General features: G+C 71.6%; 13 protein-coding genes. 4 read left to right on the top strand and 9 right to left on the bottom strand.

Going from position 1 to position 16732, the window contains the following annotated elements; all coding sequences use genetic code 11:
- Window positions 1-32: 32 nt before the first annotated feature.
- From FHX50_RS05260 to FHX50_RS05245, 4 genes are read right to left on the bottom strand one after another with little or no spacing between them, the layout of a single operon-like run.
- Window positions 33-1151, bottom strand: a complete 1119-nt coding sequence (locus FHX50_RS05260; RefSeq protein ID WP_183375079.1) for an Mrp/NBP35 family ATP-binding protein — start codon at window positions 1149-1151, stop codon at window positions 33-35.
- Window positions 1141-1818, bottom strand: a complete 678-nt coding sequence (locus FHX50_RS05255; protein WP_183375078.1) for a DUF1003 domain-containing protein — start codon at window positions 1816-1818, stop codon at window positions 1141-1143. The genes FHX50_RS05260 and FHX50_RS05255 overlap by 11 nt, the downstream gene beginning before the upstream one ends.
- 5 nt (window positions 1819-1823) lie before the next feature.
- Entirely contained in the window at window positions 1824-3158 is a 1335-nt protein-coding gene (locus FHX50_RS05250) for a magnesium transporter MgtE N-terminal domain-containing protein (RefSeq protein ID WP_183375076.1), read from the bottom strand.
- Window positions 3155-4666: an aminopeptidase P family protein gene (locus FHX50_RS05245; protein WP_183375074.1), complete on the bottom strand. Its 1512-nt coding sequence runs from the start codon at window positions 4664-4666 to the stop codon at window positions 3155-3157. The genes FHX50_RS05250 and FHX50_RS05245 overlap by 4 nt, the downstream gene beginning before the upstream one ends.
- Before the next feature lie 44 nt (window positions 4667-4710).
- Between FHX50_RS05245 and FHX50_RS05240 the strand changes: the two genes are divergently transcribed.
- Window positions 4711-5583, top strand: a complete 873-nt coding sequence (locus tag FHX50_RS05240) for a PHP domain-containing protein (RefSeq protein ID WP_183375072.1) — start codon at window positions 4711-4713, stop codon at window positions 5581-5583.
- Between the two features lie 5 nt (window positions 5584-5588).
- Window positions 5589-6212: a MarC family protein gene (locus tag FHX50_RS05235; RefSeq protein ID WP_375544848.1), complete on the top strand. Its 624-nt coding sequence runs from the start codon at window positions 5589-5591 to the stop codon at window positions 6210-6212.
- Here the strand turns inward: FHX50_RS05235 and FHX50_RS05230 are convergent.
- The 4 genes from FHX50_RS05230 to FHX50_RS05215 all read right to left on the bottom strand — a co-directional run bounded on the left by FHX50_RS05230 (window position 6196) and on the right by FHX50_RS05215 (window position 9037).
- Window positions 6196-6435 carry a hypothetical protein gene (locus FHX50_RS05230; protein WP_183375068.1) on the bottom strand — a complete coding sequence of 80 codons (240 nt, stop codon included), beginning with the start codon at window positions 6433-6435 and terminating at the stop codon, window positions 6196-6198. The genes FHX50_RS05235 and FHX50_RS05230 overlap by 17 nt on opposite strands.
- A gap of 76 nt (window positions 6436-6511) precedes the next feature.
- Window positions 6512-8044 (bottom strand): DEAD/DEAH box helicase, encoded by a 1533-nt coding sequence (locus FHX50_RS05225; protein WP_343064045.1) that lies wholly within the window; start codon window positions 8042-8044, stop codon window positions 6512-6514.
- Between the two features lie 18 nt (window positions 8045-8062).
- Window positions 8063-8284, bottom strand: coding sequence for a DUF3107 domain-containing protein (locus FHX50_RS05220; RefSeq protein WP_183375066.1), 222 nt, complete (start codon window positions 8282-8284; stop codon window positions 8063-8065).
- A gap of 135 nt (window positions 8285-8419) precedes the next feature.
- Window positions 8420-9037 (bottom strand): TetR/AcrR family transcriptional regulator, encoded by a 618-nt coding sequence (locus FHX50_RS05215; protein WP_183375064.1) that lies wholly within the window; start codon window positions 9035-9037, stop codon window positions 8420-8422.
- Window positions 9038-9265: 228 nt separating this feature from the next.
- Between FHX50_RS05215 and FHX50_RS12240 the strand changes: the two genes are divergently transcribed.
- Together FHX50_RS12240 and FHX50_RS05205 are read left to right on the top strand one after the other, a co-directional pair.
- The gene (locus FHX50_RS12240) at window positions 9266-12463 is read left to right on the top strand and encodes a PD-(D/E)XK nuclease family protein (RefSeq protein WP_183375062.1); all 3198 of its coding nucleotides are present in this window, start codon (window positions 9266-9268) and stop codon (window positions 12461-12463) included.
- On the top strand, window positions 12460-15786 hold the full coding sequence (locus FHX50_RS05205; RefSeq protein WP_183375060.1) for an ATP-dependent helicase: 3327 nt from the start codon (window positions 12460-12462) through the stop codon (window positions 15784-15786). The genes FHX50_RS12240 and FHX50_RS05205 overlap by 4 nt, the downstream gene beginning before the upstream one ends.
- Here FHX50_RS05205 and FHX50_RS05200 read toward each other — a convergent pair.
- Window positions 15750-16709, bottom strand: coding sequence for a phosphotransferase (locus FHX50_RS05200; RefSeq protein WP_183375058.1), 960 nt, complete (start codon window positions 16707-16709; stop codon window positions 15750-15752). The genes FHX50_RS05205 and FHX50_RS05200 overlap by 37 nt on opposite strands.
- Between the last annotated feature and the right edge of the window lie 23 nt (window positions 16710-16732).

Below are 16732 nucleotides of genomic sequence, written 5' to 3'. Positions count from 1 at the left end.
GGGCCCCGCCGATCTGCGGCGAGGCCGCGGGCTCACATGACGGTGAGCTTCAGCTTCCTGCCCGCAAGGCCCCGCGGCTTCGCCACCGCGGAGGCGATCCGCAGGAACTCCTGCGCCGCCGGCGACGTCGGATCGGACACCACGATCGGGGTGCCCGCATCGGAGCCCTCCCGCACGGGCTGTTCGAGGGGGACCTGGCCGAGCAGCGGCACCCGTCGGCCCTGAGCGGACGACAGCTCATCGGCGACGCGCTCACCGCCGCCGGCACCGAACACCTCCATGCGGGTGCCGTCCGGCAAGTCCATCCAGCTCATGTTCTCCACCACGCCGATCACCGACTGCTGCGTAGAGGAGGCGAGCGACCCGATCCGCAGCGCCACATCCGAGGCCATCGAGTTCGGGGTGGTCACCACCATCAGCTCCGCCGACGGCAGCAGCTGTGCCACCGAAATCGCCACATCGCCCGTCCCGGGCGGCAGGTCCAGCAGCAGGAAGTCGAGGTCGCCCCAGAAGACGTCGGAGGCGAACTGTTCGATCGCGCGGTGCATCTTGGGGCCGCGCCACACCACGGCCTGCCCCGGCGGCACGAACACGCCGATGCTCATCACCTTCACACCGTGCGCCTCCGGGGGCATCAGCAGGTCGTTCACCTTCGTCGGCTGGTCGGTGACGCCGAACATGCCGGGGATGGAGAAGCCGTGGATATCGGCATCCAGCACCCCCACCCGATGGCCGAGGGAGGCGAGAGCGGCGGCGAGGTTCGCGGTGACGGTGGACTTGCCGACCCCACCCTTGCCGGACGAGATGCCGAGCACCCGGGTGAGGGAATCGGGCCGATTGAACGGGATCTCCCGTCGGCCCTGGCGCAGCGAATCCACGAGGCGCTTGCGCTGCTCCTCGCTCATCGTGCCGGACTCCACCCGCACCTCGGTGAGGCCGGGCACCGTCGCGGCCGCTTCGGCGGCCATCCGTTCGATGTTCGAGCGCATCGGGCAGCCCTCGATGGTCATCAGCACCCGGATCTCCGCCGCGCCGCGCTCGTCCACCGTCACCGACTCCACCATGTCCAGTTCGGTGATCGGCCGGCCGATCTCCGGGTCGATGACGGAGTTCAGGGCTGTGCTGATCTGCTGAACGAGCTCAGCGGTCACGGGGTGCGTCCTCCTTCGGGGCGTCGGGTCGGGGCATGTCGCTCAGAGCGCTGCGGAGCTCTTCGCGGACGATGCGGCGGATCGCGTCGGCGTCGGGGCCGACGGGTGCCGGCGTGCGGTTCGCCGACGCTGCTGCGGGGGCCGGCACGCGCGGGTCGCCCTGCTGGGCGTCGGTCAGCTCCTCCAGCAGGTCGCGCAGCTCACCGCGGACGTAGTCGCGGGTGGCGACGTCGTTCACCGCGAGGCGCAGCGAGGCGATCTCCCTGGTGATGAAGTCGGTGGTGGCGTGCGCGCTCTCCGCACTGTGGCGGTCCGCTTCGGCCTGCACGCGGTCGCGGTCGTCCTGCCGGTTCTGCGCGAGCAGCAGCAGGGGAGCGGCGTAGGACGCCTGCAGCGACAGCATCAGGGTCAGCAGGGTGAAGTTGAGGGCGCGCGGATCGAACTGCAGAGTCTCGGGCAGCAGCGTGTTCCAGCCGAGCCAGACACCGCAGAAGATCGTCATGCCGATGAGGAACCCGGGGGTGCCCATGATGCGGGCGATCCACTCGGCGGCGCGGCCGAACGCGTCGCCGTCGCTCTGCCCGCCCTTCGGGGCGCGGTGCAGACTGAACGCGCGGCGCTGCACCACGGGGTCGTCCACCTGCGGGATCTGACGCTTCTTCGCCATCGGGCTCACCGCCCTTCGCTGTTGGATCGGTTGACTTCGGCTGCGATCTCCCGCAGGTCCATCTGGCCGGTGACGGCGGCGTCCACATCGTCCTGTTCGCGCCAGTCCTCCGGGAGGACATGGTCGAGGACGTCATCCACGGTGACGGCGCCGAGCAGGTGGTTGTGCTCATCCACCACCGGCAGGGACACGAGGTTGTACGCGGCCATTTCGCGGGTCACTTCGCTGAGCGAGGAGTCCGCGGAGAGCTCCGGGTAGTCGGAGTCGAGGATCTCACCGACGGGCCGCTCCGGGCGCTCCCGCAGCAGGTGCTGGAAGTGGACGGCGCCGAGGAACCGGCCCGTCGGGGTCTCCAGCGGCTGCCGGCACACGTACACCATGGCGGCGAGGGCGGGGGAGATCTCCTGGCGGGAGATCATCGCCAGGCACTGCGCAACCGGCGCCTCGGGCGACACCATGATCGGCTCGGTGGTCATCATGCCGCCGGCGGTGTACTCGTCGTACTCCAGCAGACGCCGCACATCAGCGGCCTCCTCCGGCTCCATCAGCTGCAGGAGGGCTTCGCCGAGCCGCTCGGGGACCTCCTGCAGGAGGTCGGCGGCGTCGTCGGGGTCCATCACGTCCAGCACGTCCGCGACGCGCTTCGTGTCCAGCCCGGACACGATCTCCACGCGGGTGTCCTCCGGCAGCTCCTCCAGCATGTTCGCCAGACGCTCATCGGAGAGCTCCTCGGCGACCTCCCGCCGACGCTTCGGATCCATCTCGTGGACGAGGTCCGCGAGGTCGGGGATCTTCAGGTCCGAGTAGGAGGCGAGCAGCAGCTGCGCGGACTGCTCAGCGGCGGAGCCCAGCAGGCCCGTGGCCTCGTCCCAGTCGACGGTCATGGTCTCGCCCCGGCCCACGAGCTTGGACAGGGCCCCGCCGTGGCGGCGGCGCCGCACGAACAGGCGCGACACCTCCCATTCGCCGGGGCGCTTCTGCTCCAGGGCGACGTCCTGCACAGTCGCCTCGCCGGACCCGTCGGTCAGGGTGACCACGCGGTCCAGCAGGTCGCCGATGACGAGCACCTCGCTGCGGCGCATCTCGAAGCGGCGCGGGTTCAGCTCGCCGCGCATGATGACCTGTCCGGTGCTGATCGACATCACGCGGGTGGCGCCGAGGAAGATCCGCCTGCGGCCCGGGATCTCCACCACGAAGCCGACGGCGCGGGCGGGGCGCCGGTCCTGCGGCACCAGGACGACATCGCGGATGCGGCCCACCTGGTCACCGATCGGGTCGAACACCCCGGTGCCGGCGAGGCGCGCCGCATAGAACCGCGAGGAGGCCGCCGGGCTGCTCACAGCAGGTCCGCCATCCAGGCCTCCACCTCGTCGGGCGTGCGGGCGAGGGCGGCGGACATGTTGACGGCGCCGTCGGCGGTGACGAGGATGTCGTCCTCGATGCGCACACCGATGCCGCGCATCTCCTCCGGCACGAGCAGGTCGTTGTCCATGAAGTACAGGCCCGGCTCGATCGTGAAGACCATGCCCTCTTCGAGCTCGGCATCCAGGTACATCTCGCGGCGCGCCTGCGCGCAGTCGTGAACGTCCATGCCGAGGTGGTGGCTGGTGCCGTGCACCATCCAGCGGCGGTGGAACTGGCCCTCGGGGCTGAGGGACTCCTCCGCGGTGCCCGGCAGCAGGCCCCATTCCTCGAGCGCGGCTGCGATCACCTTCATCGCCTCGTTGTGGAGGTCGCGGAACTTCAGACCCGGCTTTGCGATGGCGAAGGCGGCGTCCGCGGCCTCCAGCACGGTCTCGTAGACCTTGCGCTGCACGGGGGTGAAGGTGCCGGAGATCGGCAGGGTGCGGGTGATGTCGGCGGTGTACAGGGAGTCCACTTCGACACCGGCGTCCACGAGGATGAGGTCGCCGTCCTTCACCTGGCCGTTGTTGCGGATCCAGTGGAGGGTGCAGGCGTGGTTGCCGGCGGCGGCGATGGTGTCGTAGCCGACCCCGTTGCCGTCGGCGCGGGCGGTGCGGGCGAAGGTGGTCTCCACCAGGCGCTCACCGCGGTGGTGCTTCTTCGCCTCGGGCAGGATCTGCACGACCTGCTCGAAGCCGCGGATGGTGAGGTCCACGGCGAGCTGCATCTGGTCGATCTCGAACTGGTCCTTCACCAGGCGCGCCTCGGACAGGGTCTGCTGCGTGTGGGCGTGCAGGTCCGCTTCCTCCTCGCCGGTGGGCAGGCCGTTCTGGGAGCGGATCTCGGAGACCATCGACTGGACGGACTGGTCCACGTTCGGCACCACGGTCAGGTTGAGCGAGCCGCCCACGTCCTTGGCGATGGCGTCGCGGAGGTCGTCGATGTGGCGGCACGGCACACCGATCTGCTGCTCGACCTCCTCGAGGGTCGGGCGGCGGCCCACCCACAGTTCGCCGTAGCGGGAGTCGGCGTAGAACTCGTCGGTGTCGCGGCCGGAGCGGGGCCGGAAGAAGTAGGTCGCCTCAGCGCGCTCAGGGTCCTCGGCCGACGGCTCCACGACGAACACCGAGTCCGGCTCCTCATCGGTGCCGAGACCGGAGTAGTAGGCGAAGCCGGTGTCGGGTCGGAACGGGTAGTCCGTGTCGTTGGAGCGGACCTTGAAGTTGCCGGCAGGCATGACGATCCGCGTGTTCGGCAGTGCCTTCACGAGGGCGTCGCGGCGCGCCGGAGTGAACGCGGCGACCTCGCGGCGCTCAGCGGGCGGGACGGACTCATCCCAGCCCTTGGCGATGAATGCGCGGAACGCCTCGTTGGCGGGTCGCTGAGAACGGGTGTCTCCGCGCTTGGACAGGTCGTCAGAACGGGTCTTCTCGTTGGTACTCACGCCTCGATGATCCCATGGGGTGCTGAGTGAGGCAGAATCGGGGTATGGACCGGATCGATCTGCACGCCCATTCCTGCGTCTCCGACGGCATGGACACCCCCGCCGAGCTCATCGCGGCCGCCGCGGCAGCCGGCCTGGACGCGGTGGCGATCACCGACCACGACACCGTCGACGGCTGGGACGAGGCGGCCTCCGCCGCCGCGGAGCACGCCATCGCTCTGGTGCGCGGCATCGAGGTGACCTGCCGCCACCAGGAGCGGTCTCTGCACCTGCTGGCGCTGCTGGTGGACCCGTCGGAGGGCACCGCCCTCGCGCAGCGCCTGGCGAGCCTGCGCGCCTCCCGCGTGACGCGCGCGCAGCGGATGGTGGAGCTGATCGCCGCGGACTACCCCCTGACCTGGGAGGAGGTGCTGGCCGCCTCCACGCGCGACGGCGTTTCTCCCCGCACGCTCGGCCGCCCCCACATCGCGGATGCACTCGTCGCCGGCGGGGTCGTGCCCGACCGATCCGCCGCGTTCGCCGACATCCTCACCCGCAGTGAGTACCGCGTGGACAACGAGGAGTACCCGGCCCAGGAGGCCATCGCCGACATCCACGCCGCTGGGGGAGTGGCGATCGCGGCGCACGTGCTGTCGGGGGCGCGGGTGCGGGGGCCGAAGCGGGAGGTGGGCGACCGGCTGGAGTCCCTGATCGCCGCGGGGGTCGACGGTTTCGAGGTCGACCATCGCGAGCACGACGACGCCGAGCGGGCCCTGCTGCGCGAGATCGTGTCCTCCCGCGGACTGATCGGAACCGGCGGGAGCGATTATCATGGCTCCGGCAAGCCCAATCAGCTGGGCGAGAACCTCACCACTGCCGCGTCGCTGGCAGCGATCAGCGAACGCGCCACGAGCACCACCGGAGTCCTGCACCCGTGACCTTCATCGACGTCGCCTTCCTGACCAGCGTCTTCGTGACGCTCTTCGTGATCGTCGATCCGCCGGGCACGATCCCGATCTTCATGGCGCTGACGGGGTCGATGACCGCGAAGCAGCGGTCGAAGGCGGCGTGGACCGCGACCGGCGTCGGCATGCTGATCATCGTCATCTTCGCGGTGTTCGGCCAGTTCATCCTCGGCTACATGCACATCTCACTGTCGGCGCTGCAGGTGTCCGGTGGTCTGCTGCTGCTGATCATCTCGCTGCAGCTGCTGACGGGCAAAGAGGACGAGATGGCGGCGTCCGATGGTGTGAACGTGGCGCTGGTGCCGCTGGGCACTCCGCTGCTGGGCGGCCCCGGCGCGATCGTGGCGGTCATGCTGTTCGCGCAGCAGGCGCAGGGGTCGATGCCGCGCACCATCGGCCTGGTGGTGGCGCTGCTGACGATCGCCGCGATGATGTTCCTGTTCATGCGGTTCAGCGGGGTCATCTCCCGCATCCTCGGCAAGGGCGGCGTCACCCTCGTGACGCGCGTGGCGGGCGTTCTGCTCGCCGCGATCTCGGTCCAGATGATCGCCGACGGCGCTCAGGCGTTCCTCACCACCTGGGGTCTCATCCCCGAGGCCTGACCGGGAACGCTGCGCGTCCCGCACTCGCCGCACCGGCGGAGACCGCTTCGCGGGGGCCGACGGGTGCGCCCATAGCGTCAGCAATACGCACTGCAGCGCGTACAGGCTCAGTGCGGCCCGTCCCGGCGCCGACGAGCAGCGCGAACAGGGGAGCGGTGAGGAACTCACTGGTGATGAGGATGCGCGCCGGCCCGTCGCTCGGGGCGGTGTGCGCGATCACCATCGAAACAACGGCCGCACCGCGCGCCCTCCAGGGCGAGAACGCGGTGCGGCCGAATGCTGTGCTCGGTCACGGGGAGTCAGCTGTCGGCGGACTCGCCGCCTGTGCGCTTCTGCGCCACCACTTCGCCGTTGACGCGGCGGGTGCGGGTGCGGCGCCGACGGCGGCGACGACGCGCAGGCGCCTCCTCGCCGGTGCCCGCCTGCTCGGTGCGCTCAGCACAATCGCCGCCCCGGCCACCACGGGTGCGACCGCGCCGGCCACCACGACCGGCATCGCGGCCGCCACGGGAGCCGGTGCGTCCACCGCGGCCTCCGCGACCCCCGGCACGGCTGCGGGAGTCGGGACCGCCGAGGTCCTCCAGGACCTCCGCGTCCAGGCCCTCGCGGGTGCGCTTCTCCTTCGGCAGCTTGCCCTTCGCGCCCTCGGGGATGTCGAGGTCGGTGAACAGGTGCGGGGAGGTGGAGTAGGTCTCCGGGACCTCCAGCGGCAGGCCGAGCTGCTTGGCGATCAGGCCCCAGCGCGCCAGGTCCTCCCAGTCCACGAACGTGACGGCGGTGCCGCGCTTGCCCGCACGGCCGGTGCGGCCGGTGCGGTGCAGGTAGGTCTTGTCGTCCTCGGGGCAGGTGTAGTTGATGACGTGGGTGACGTCCTCCACGTCGATGCCGCGGGCGGCGACATCGGTGGCGACGAGCACGTCGATCTTGCCGTTGCGGAATGCCCGCAGTGCCTGCTCACGGGCGCCCTGGCCGAGGTCGCCGTGCAGGGGAGCGGCGGCGAAGCCGCGGTCCTGCAGATCGCCGGCCGTGCGGTCCGCGTCCCGCTTCGTGCGGGTGAACACGATGGTCAGGCCGCGGCCCTCCGCCTGCAGGATGCGGGCGAGGACCTCGTTCTTGTCCAGCTTGTGCGCCTGGTAGATGACCTGCTTGATGTCCGCCTTCGTGCGGGCGGTGTCACCGGGGTCCGCGGCGCGGATGTGGGTGGGCTGGGACATGAAGCGGCGCGCCAGCGACATGATCGCGGCCGGCATGGTGGCGGAGAACAGCATGGTCTGCCGCTTCTCCGGCACGGCGCGCAGGATCTTCTCCACGTCCTCGAGGAAGCCGAGGTCGAGCATCTCATCGGCCTCGTCGAGCACCGCGACCTTCACCTTGGACAGGTCCAGATGCTTCTGGCGCATGAGGTCGATGAGGCGGCCGGGGGTGCCCACCACGACCTCGACGCCCTTGTTCAGGGCCTCGACCTGCGGTTCGTAGGCGCGGCCGCCGTAGACGGTGAGGACGCGCACGGAGCGGTTCGCGGATGCGATCGAGAGGTCGGAGGAGACCTGCACGGCGAGCTCGCGGGTGGGGACAACGATCAGCGCCTGTGGGGCGCCGTCGGTGGTGGGGCCGTCCTCACCGGGGCCGACGACGGCTTCGAGCGCGGGAATGCCGAAGCCGAGGGTCTTGCCGGTGCCGGTCTTGGCCTGGCCGATGATGTCGCGGCCGCGGAGGGCGACCGGCAGGGTCATGGCCTGGATGGGGAAGGGGGTGGTGATGCCCTTGGCTTCCAGGGCGGTCACGATGTCGTTGCGGACACCGAAGTCCGCAAAGGTCTCGGTTGCTGTCACAGGTTCAAGCTCTCTTCATCAGGAGAGGAAGCCCACGCGTCGAGGCTCCTCCGTCGACAGGTCGACGTAGGCGATCTTCGCCCCGGGAACCAGCACGACGCGGCCCTTCGGGTCCTCGAGGCGCAGCAGCGAGGATTCGGCGACGGCGGTCTCGATCAGCGCCGTCAGGTCCTCAGCGGACTTCTCGCTCTCCACTGTGATCTCACGAGGGCTGTGCTGCACACCGATGCGAAGTTCCATGGATCTTCCTTCAATTCACAATCGTGCGCCCGCTCAACCGCGGCGCCGCGGACGATGAGCCCGGGCGGCGGCGGGAGGGGCGCTGGCCGTGCGCAGGTGTGCGCACGATTTTCGTACCAGTGGCCAGTCTACAGCTCACTCGTCATCGAACTCGGGTGCGCCCTGGAACGACATCACACCGTAGGTGAGCAGCTGCACGGTCTCGTCGATCGCGGCCTGCAGAGCATCCGGGTGCAGCTCATCGGGGCCGGAGTCCGCCAGCTGGTGCGCGGAGGACTGGATGGAGCCGGCGAAGATGCGGCCGAGGGTGAGGGCTGTGCGGCGCTCCACGTTGCGGGTGGCGGTGAAAACCTCCGCGATCGCGAGCGCGCCCTCGTCCTGGATGCGGCGGATCTCGGTGTGGACGTCGTCGGAGATGTACTCCTTGCCGAAGAACATCTGCATCGTCTGCCGATGCGTGGCCATGAGGTTGAAGTACATGGTGACGCCGGCGCGGACCCGATCCTCGGTGGTGCCGCCGAAATCGGAGTAGGAGGCGATCTGCTCGCGCAGGTACTCGCCGATGCTGGCGATCACCGCGACGTACATGTCCTCCTTGGAGGCGAAGTGCTGATACAGCACCGGCTTGGTGATGCCCGCGGCGCTGGCGATGTTCTCCATCGACGTGGGATGGAAGCCCTTCTCGCCGAACTTCTGCGTGGCGATGTCGATCAGCTGGGCGCGGCGCTGAGCGCGCGGCATGCGTTTGGTCAAGGGACTCCCCTCTCACTGTGCTGCCAGGACCGTCCGGATGCGTAGAATCAGGAGCCGCTGTCGGGCGGGCGGGGCGGCAGCGGCCGGTGACTCCGGCTGCTGCCCTCATCGTAGGGTGTTTTTGGCCGTGAAGACGCCTGTGCGCCAGATCTGTGGTGCATGTTACCGAATGGCCCGGCGATAAGTTACCGACGGGCCCGAGCCGAGTGATCGGAGGAGAGGGTGCGGATGCTTCCGCCGCGGGCCGATCGCCCCGCCGAACTGCTCGATGCGGACGCGCTCAGCGACGGACAGCGCGAGGCACTCGCCGTCCTCGAGGACGACGGTGACGCCCTCGTCGTCGCCGCACCCCGGTCCGGCGCCACCTCCCTCATCGTCACCGCTGCGGCCCGCGCCATGGGGGCCGACGACATCCTCGTGCTCGCTCCCACTCGTGCCCGCTCCGCCGCGATCCGCACCGCCCTGATGGCGGTTCAAGTGGCGGCGGGTCCCACCCCGCCGGTGCCGCCGCTGCCGGCCTGCGCAACGCCGACGGCGGCGGCGTTCGCCGTGGTCGCCGACCGCAGCGCCCGCACTGGCCGTGGTGACCCGACCCTCGTCACCGGCGCTGACCAGGACGCCCTGCTGGAGGAGATCCTCCGCGATCCAGCGCTCGACTGGCCCACCTCCCTGCAGGGCGCGGTCCACGAACTGCCGGGCTTCCGCACGGAGGTGCGCGATGTCATCGCCCGCGCCGCCGAACGTGGCCTGGGCCCCGAGGATCTGGCCGAGCTGGGCCGACGAGCGCACCGGCCCGTGTGGTCGACCACCGCCGGTGTGTTCGAGGCGTACCGGGACGTCCTCGCCCTGCAGGCCGCCACCGCTGTCGACGCGGGCCCCCGCCTGGACGGTGCCGGCCTAGTGGACGCCGCGGTCCAGGAGATCGAGGCGGGCCGCGCACCGTCGCCGGATGTGCTGCTCGTCGATGACCTGCACGACTTCACCCGCGCCGGTGTGCGGCTCATCCAGGCGCACCTGCGCGCCGGTGCCCGCGCCCTCATCACCACCAGCGCCGACCAGGCCACCGAGACGTTCCGCGGCGGCATGCCGGAAGCGGCCGGCCTCCTGCTGGAATCAGCCCCGCGCCCCCTGCACTCGGTGACCCTCACCGAGGCGTTCGACCAGGACGGGGCTATCACGGTGTTCACCGACCGGATCCGCTCCCGCCTGCCGCTGCACGGGGCACCGGCCGCCACCCGTCGGCCCCGCGCCGCCCTCCCCGCCCCGGAACCCGATGAGCCCACCGAGCCGCTGCCGCCGTGCGCCGTCGCCGCCGTCACCGCCCCCGACGCCGATGACGAGGCCCGCCGCATCGCCACCGTCATCCGCGCTCTGCGCGGCGAGGACGGCGTCAGCCTCGACGACATGCTCCTGATCTGCCGATCCGGCGGCGCCGCCGACGACCTCGCCGCGTCCCTCATCCGTCACGGCGTCCCGGTCCGCACCGACCGACGCGCCACCGCCCTGAGGGACGAGCACGCCGTGCAGTCCCTCAGCGCGGTCATCCGGACGGCCCTGAACCCGTCGGCCCTCACCCCCGACGCCGCGGCCGCCCTGCTGCGCGGCGCGTTCGGCGACGCCGACGACCTCCAGCTCACCACCCTCCGGCGCCTCCTGCTCGCTGCCGCCGACACCGAGGACGCGCACTCCGACCAGCTGCTGGTCCGCTCCCTCACCGAACCCGGCCTCGCTGTGCGGGACGAGGTGCTCGCCGCCCAGCCGAAGCGGCGCCGAGCCTGGGCGCGGGGCGCCCTCGCGCCGCTGCTGCGGGTGCGCACCATGATCGACGCCGTCCGCGACCTCGACTCCCGGCGCATCCTCGACGTGCTCTGGGCCGCCTGGCAGGCGTCCGGCCGCGCCGGTGTCTGGCAGCGCGCAGCCCTCGAGGACGGCGACGAAGGAGCGCGGATGCGCGCCGCGGTGATGAACCGCCGACTCGACGCGATGACCGCCCTGTTCACCGCGGGGGACCGCTATCAGGAGCGGCAGGCCGATGCCGACATCGCCGTGTTCCTCGCACACATCGACGACCAGGAGGTCCCCGAGGACTCCCTGTCCGCCCGCAGCGCCCTCCCGGGCCGCCTGCACATCACCACCCCCGCCGGCGCCGCCGACCACAGCGCCGACACCGTCATCATCGCCGGGCTGCAGGAGGGTGCCTGGCCGAACGTCCGCATCCGCTCCTCCATCCTCGGCGCCGCCGACCTCGCTCTCATCGCCGACCGGCCCGACCTCGAGCACGCCGACCTCGACCTGATCCGCTCCATCCAGCGGGAGAGCGTGCTGATGGACGAACTGCGGATGATGGTCTCCGCCGCCAGCCGCGCCCGTCGCAGGCTCCTGCTCACCGCGGTCGACTCGGACTCCTCCGCCCCGTCGGTGCTGCTGCGCCTCGCCCAGGAGGTCACAGCCCAGCACGGCGGCGCTGCCTGGACCCAACCGATCCTCACCGGAGAGGACCCCGGCCCGTACCCGGACCCGCGCCGCCTCATCGCCTCCCTGCAGCGCCGCATCGCCACCGCCGACGATGATGATGAGCGCGACCTGCGGCTGCGCCAGCTGGAACGCCTCATCACCGCTGGAATCCCCGGCGCCGACCCGCACACCTGGTACCACCAGGCCCCCAGCACCCGTCGGCCCGTCATCGACGACGACGACCGGCTGCGCCTGTCCCCGTCGGCCCTGGAGACCGCCGCCGCCTGCATCCGCGCCCACCTCCTCGAAGCCGCCGCCGACCCCGGCACCGCCGGCCCCGCCCAGCTCATCGGAACCGCCCTGCACGCCCTCGCCGAAGCCCACCCCACCGCCGGGCCCGACGAGCTCGTCCGCCGCCTCCCCGACCACCTGCCGAGCCCAGCGTCCGACGCCCCGTGGCGCGAGCACGCCGACTACGAGCGGGCCGTCACGATGGCCGACAAGCTCGGCCAGTACCAGCTCGCCCACCCCGACGTGGCCGCCGTGGAGCAGCGGTTCGACATCACCCTCGGTCGGGTGGACCTCGTCGGCACGATCGACCGGATCGAACGGGAGGACGGGCAGCTGCGCGTGGTGGACTACAAGACCGGCACCGCCGCGAAGTCCGCGGACGCCGCCATGCAGGACCTGCAGCTCGCCGCCTACCAGACCGCCCTCGCCGACCAGCCCGGCTCTGCGCCCGTCGCCGGCGCCAGCCTCGTGCACATCGGCACCGCCACGAAGTCCGCCGCCATCCGCCACCAGGCGCCGCTGCGCGACCACGGCGACCCCGACTGGTTCCGCACCCTCGTTGCCGACATCGACGCAGCGGTGCGGACCCTGCCCCAGATGCTGCACCGCAACGACCACTGCCGACTGTGCGCCGTGCGCTCCTCCTGCCCCCTCCAGGACGACGGGCAGCAGCTGCGATGACCACCGACATCCGCTTCACCGCCGAACGCCTCAACCAGCTGCTCGGACAGCACCCGCCCACCGCCGAACAGGCCGACGTGATCCAGGCGCCCCTGCAGCCCCTGCTGGTGGTCGCCGGCGCCGGCAGCGGCAAGACCGAAACGATGTCCGGCCGCGTCCTGTTCCTTATTGCCAACGGCCTGATGGAGCCGCGGCACATCCTCGGCCTCACCTTCACCCGCAAAGCCGCCCTCGAACTCGAGGAGCGCATCAGCGCGCGCCTCGCCGCCCTCACCAGCGCCCTGCAGGCAGCGGGGGAGCAGCTGCCGCCCGCGCTCGAGCGCTCCCGCGACTCCCTCATCGGGCAGCGGCCGACGGTGCAGACCTACAACGGGTTCTCCCTCGACCTCGTCACCGAGCATGCCCTGCGCATCGGCATCGACCCCGACTTCACCGTGCTGACGCCCGCGGCCGCGTGGCAGATCGCGTACGAGATCGTGGACTCCTGGCCCGCCCGCCTCCCGTTCGAGCAGAGCTCAGCGACCATCGCCTCCGCCGTGGTGGCCCTGTCCGGTTCGCTCGCCGACCACCTCGCCGGCCCCGATGACCTCGACGGCTACCTCACCGACATCATCCGCACCACGCAGAACCTGCCGCTGCAGGACGAAGGCCGGCGGCGCACGAGCCCCGCCGCCGTCCGCGACCTGTGGTCCAGCATCGACCAGCGCCTCGCACTGATCCCGCTGCTGCGGCGCTTCGAGGAGATCAAACGCGAACGCGGCGCCATCGACTTCTCCGACCAGGTCTCCCTCGCCGCCCGCATCGCCGACACCGCACCCGAAGTGCCGCAGCTGATGCGGCGCATGCACCGCGCCGTGCTGCTGGACGAATTCCAGGACACCTCCGTGGCGCAGCTGCGGCTGCTCGCCGCCCTGTTCGGCGACGGCCACCCCACCACCGCGGTGGGGGACCCGAACCAGGCGATCTACGGCTGGCGCGGCGCCTCCGCCGCCTCCCTCACCACCTTCGTCCAGGACTTCGCCGGCGAGGACGCCCCCGTCCTCCAGCGCAGCCTCTCCACCTCCTGGCGCAACGACCACCTCATCCTCGACGCCGCGAACGCCGTCAGCGCGCCCCTGACCAGCGCCAGCGACCCGGTGCAGGTGCCGCGCCTGGCCGCCAGCCCCATCGCGGGTTGCGGCACCGTGCGCACCCAGCGGTTCGTCACGGTGGAGGAGGAGGCCGACGGCATCGCCGACTGGATCGGAGCGGCCCGGACCGAGGCCGCCGAGGACCCGTCGGCCCCCGTGCCGCCCAGCGCCGCCGTCCTCGTCCGCAGCCGCGGCGCCATCCCCGCGATCGGCCGTGCCCTCCAGCGGCGCGGCATCCCGTTCCACGTCGTCGGCGGGGGAGGGCTGCTGCACGAACCCGAGGTGGCGGATGTGCGCGCCCTGTTGGAGTGCGCGGACTCCGCTCAGCGGCCCGACGCCGCCCTGCGCCTGCTCGAAGGGCCCCGCTTCGCGCTCGCCCCGCGTGACCTGCAGGTCCTCATCGAATGGCGCCGCAGCCTCGGCCGCACCAGCCGCCGCGCCGCGCCCGGCGACGACGCGACCGCGTTCACCCTCATCGACGCGATCGACTCACCCCCGCCGTACGACTGGGAGGATCGGACCGGCCGCCGGCTCTCCCGCACCGCACAGCGCCGCGTGCGCGACCTGCGGGACGTTCTGCGCCGCATGCGCCGCCACTCCAGCCTCCCGCTCGCCGACCAGGTGTCCCTCGCCATCCGCGAACTCGGCACCGACCTCGCCCTCCTCGCCGACCCGGACCGAGACCCCATCACCGCCCTCGCGAACCTCGGCCAGTTCCGCGCCTACGCCGCCGGGTACGACGCCTCCGCCGCCACCTCCGCCTCCGCCCCCACCCTCGCCGGCTTCCTCGCCTTCCTCGACGTCTCCGAGGACCAGGAGGCGGGACTCGCCGCCCCCGTCGACGCCGCCGTCATCCCCGAGGACGCCGTCACCATCTCCACCATGCACGCCTCCAAGGGCCTGGAATGGGACATGGTCGCGATCGCCGGCCTCACCGACGGCGGCTTCCCCTCGTTCACCACCCGCGGCGCGAAGGCCGTGGACCCCGCCACCGGACTGATCGCCCCGCGCGACTCCGGCTGGCTCGGCGCACTGAAGGACGCCGGCATCCCCAACGATCTGCGCGGCGACGCCGACCTGCTCGAGGAGCTCGCCTGGGGCGAGGCCGCCACCCAGGTGGACCTGGAGGGCGCGATCGAGGAGTTCCGCCTCGCCTCCGGCGCCGAGTCCCTCCGCGAAGAGCGCCGCCTCATGTACGTGGCGCTCACCCGCGCCAAGCACGCCCTGCTGCTCACCTCCGCCGCCTACAAGCCCGACGTCAAGGCTCCCGCGCCCGCCTCCCGGTTCCTCACCGAGACGCTCACCGTGGACGGGGTCGATGCCGCGCCCGACCCCGACCTGCCGGAGGAGAACCCCCTCGCGTCCGCACCGGCGCTGGTGGCGTGGCCGCAGCCGCCGAGCCCCCGCGAGGCCTCCGTCACGGCAGCGCTCACTCGCCTCCAACAGCTGCGCGAAACGAACGACCAGCCGCCCGCCGAGGCGCCGACGGATCAGCTGTCCCTCGCCGTGGACCACGTCATCGCCGACCACGAGGACCGCGCCCGGTACGGCGACGTCCACCTGCCGCTGCGCCTCAGCGCCTCCGACATCGTCGCTCTCGCCTCCGCCGACGGCGACGACCAGCGCACCCTCGACCTGCTGCGGCCGCTGCCGCGCCGCCCGTCCCCGCAGGCGTCGCTCGGCACCCAGTTCCATGCGTGGGCGGAGCGCGCCGCCGGCGCCGCCGCCCTCGTGGATCTCGACGACCTCACCGACGCCGATGACGACTCGCTCTCCGCCACGGACGCGGCCGCGCTCGCGGAGCTGCGGGAGAAGTTCGACCGCTCCCGCTTCGCGGCGATGACCCCGATCGCGGTGGAGCAGCCGGTCTCAGCGGTGCTGGGCAGCGCGTTCGCCGCGGGCGTCATCGACGCCGTGTTCCCGAACCCGGACGGGGAGGGGGTGCTGATCGTGGACTGGAAGACGGGGCGCGTCCCCTCGCGGCGCGAACTGCGGGCGAAGTCCGTGCAGCTGTCGATCTACCGCCTCGCCTGGCATCAGGCGACGGGCCTGCCGCTGGAGCGGATCCGCACCGCGTTCCACTATGTGGCGGCGGAGGAGACGGTGGAGGTCACCGACCATCTTGGGCCGGGGGACCTGGAGGCGATGATCGCCGGTCAGTCGGCGGCGTGGGAGCCGTCGAGCTCGGAGTAGGTGCGCTCAGCGTCCTCCCGCGCCATCTGCGCGAGGTCCTCTTCGATGTCCTGCAGCATGGCGAGGCCGTCGTCGACGATCTGGTCGTCGCCGCTGTCCAGCCCGGTCAGCATCCAGTCGAGCACGGCGAACTCGCCGGCGAGCTGCGTGCGCTCCACCAGGCGCGCATCGGGGCGGCGGTCGAGGTTCGCGGTGTAGGCGGTGAAGAACTCGTCGAACGCTCGCGGATCCAGTGCCGACAGGATCCACGCGAGGTCCGAGGCGGGGTCGGCGACCCTCGCCTGCGAGAAGTCGAGGAAGCCGGAGACGGAGGTGGAGTCGGCGAGGACCTTGTCCTCCGTCATGGAGCCGTGGATGAACCGCGGGGTGAAGTCCCACAGGGAGTCGTCGTCCAACAGGCGGGTCCAGCGCTGCACCACGGCGGTCGGCAGTTCGCGGTGCTCACGGGCCCGACGGATCCCGGCCCGGTGGTGGTCCCGGATCGCGGTGACGGTGAACTGCTCCGCGCCGGATGCTTCGATCGCGTACGTGGGCGTGTTGTGGAGGGTGGCGACGGCGGTGCCGAGGGAGGCAATGAGCCGCTCGTTGCTCGCGAGGTGGTCGACGTCGAGCGCCTCGCCGTCGAGGGCGAGCGCGATCATGGCGCGGCCGCCTTCGGGCAGGCGCGCGAACCCCTGCGGGGACTGCACCAGAGGGGCCAGTTCGGTGCCGCTCAGGGCCTCCAGCACCACGGTCTCCTGCTCGAGCCGCGCACCGGATGCGGGGTCGGTGCCGGCGGCGACCACCCAGAAGCGGTCCTGGTCGTCGAGCACCACGGCGGTGTCGATGTCCGGGGCGCTGTCGGTTCGGCGGCAGCGCACCGGGATCACCCCGGGGATGCCCGCGGAGGCGAGGGCAGCGAGAGCGTAAGGATTTCTTTCCACAGCACCACCCTAGGGGCTCAGAG

The sequence above is a fragment of the Helcobacillus massiliensis genome, assembly GCF_014191425.1.
Lineage (GTDB): Bacteria > Actinomycetota > Actinomycetes > Actinomycetales > Dermabacteraceae > Helcobacillus > Helcobacillus massiliensis.
The sequence above is the reverse complement of the archived record's forward strand: the minus strand, read 5'-3'. Positions and strand labels throughout refer to the sequence as shown.

Excerpts from the sequence above, each read along its gene's own strand:
- FHX50_RS05205 (WP_183375060.1), top strand. The coding sequence starts at position 12,460 with ATGACCACCGACATCCGCTTCACCGCCGAACGCCTCAACCAGCTGCTC.
- FHX50_RS05220 (WP_183375066.1), bottom strand. The coding sequence starts at position 8,284 with ATGGAACTTCGCATCGGTGTGCAGCACAGCCCTCGTGAGATCACAGTG.
- FHX50_RS12240 (WP_183375062.1), top strand. The coding sequence starts at position 9,266 with ATGCTTCCGCCGCGGGCCGATCGCCCCGCCGAACTGCTCGATGCGGAC.
- FHX50_RS05240 (WP_183375072.1), top strand. The coding sequence starts at position 4,711 with ATGGACCGGATCGATCTGCACGCCCATTCCTGCGTCTCCGACGGCATG.
- FHX50_RS05230 (WP_183375068.1), bottom strand. The coding sequence starts at position 6,435 with ATGGTGATCGCGCACACCGCCCCGAGCGACGGGCCGGCGCGCATCCTC.
- FHX50_RS05255 (WP_183375078.1), bottom strand. The coding sequence starts at position 1,818 with ATGGCGAAGAAGCGTCAGATCCCGCAGGTGGACGACCCCGTGGTGCAG.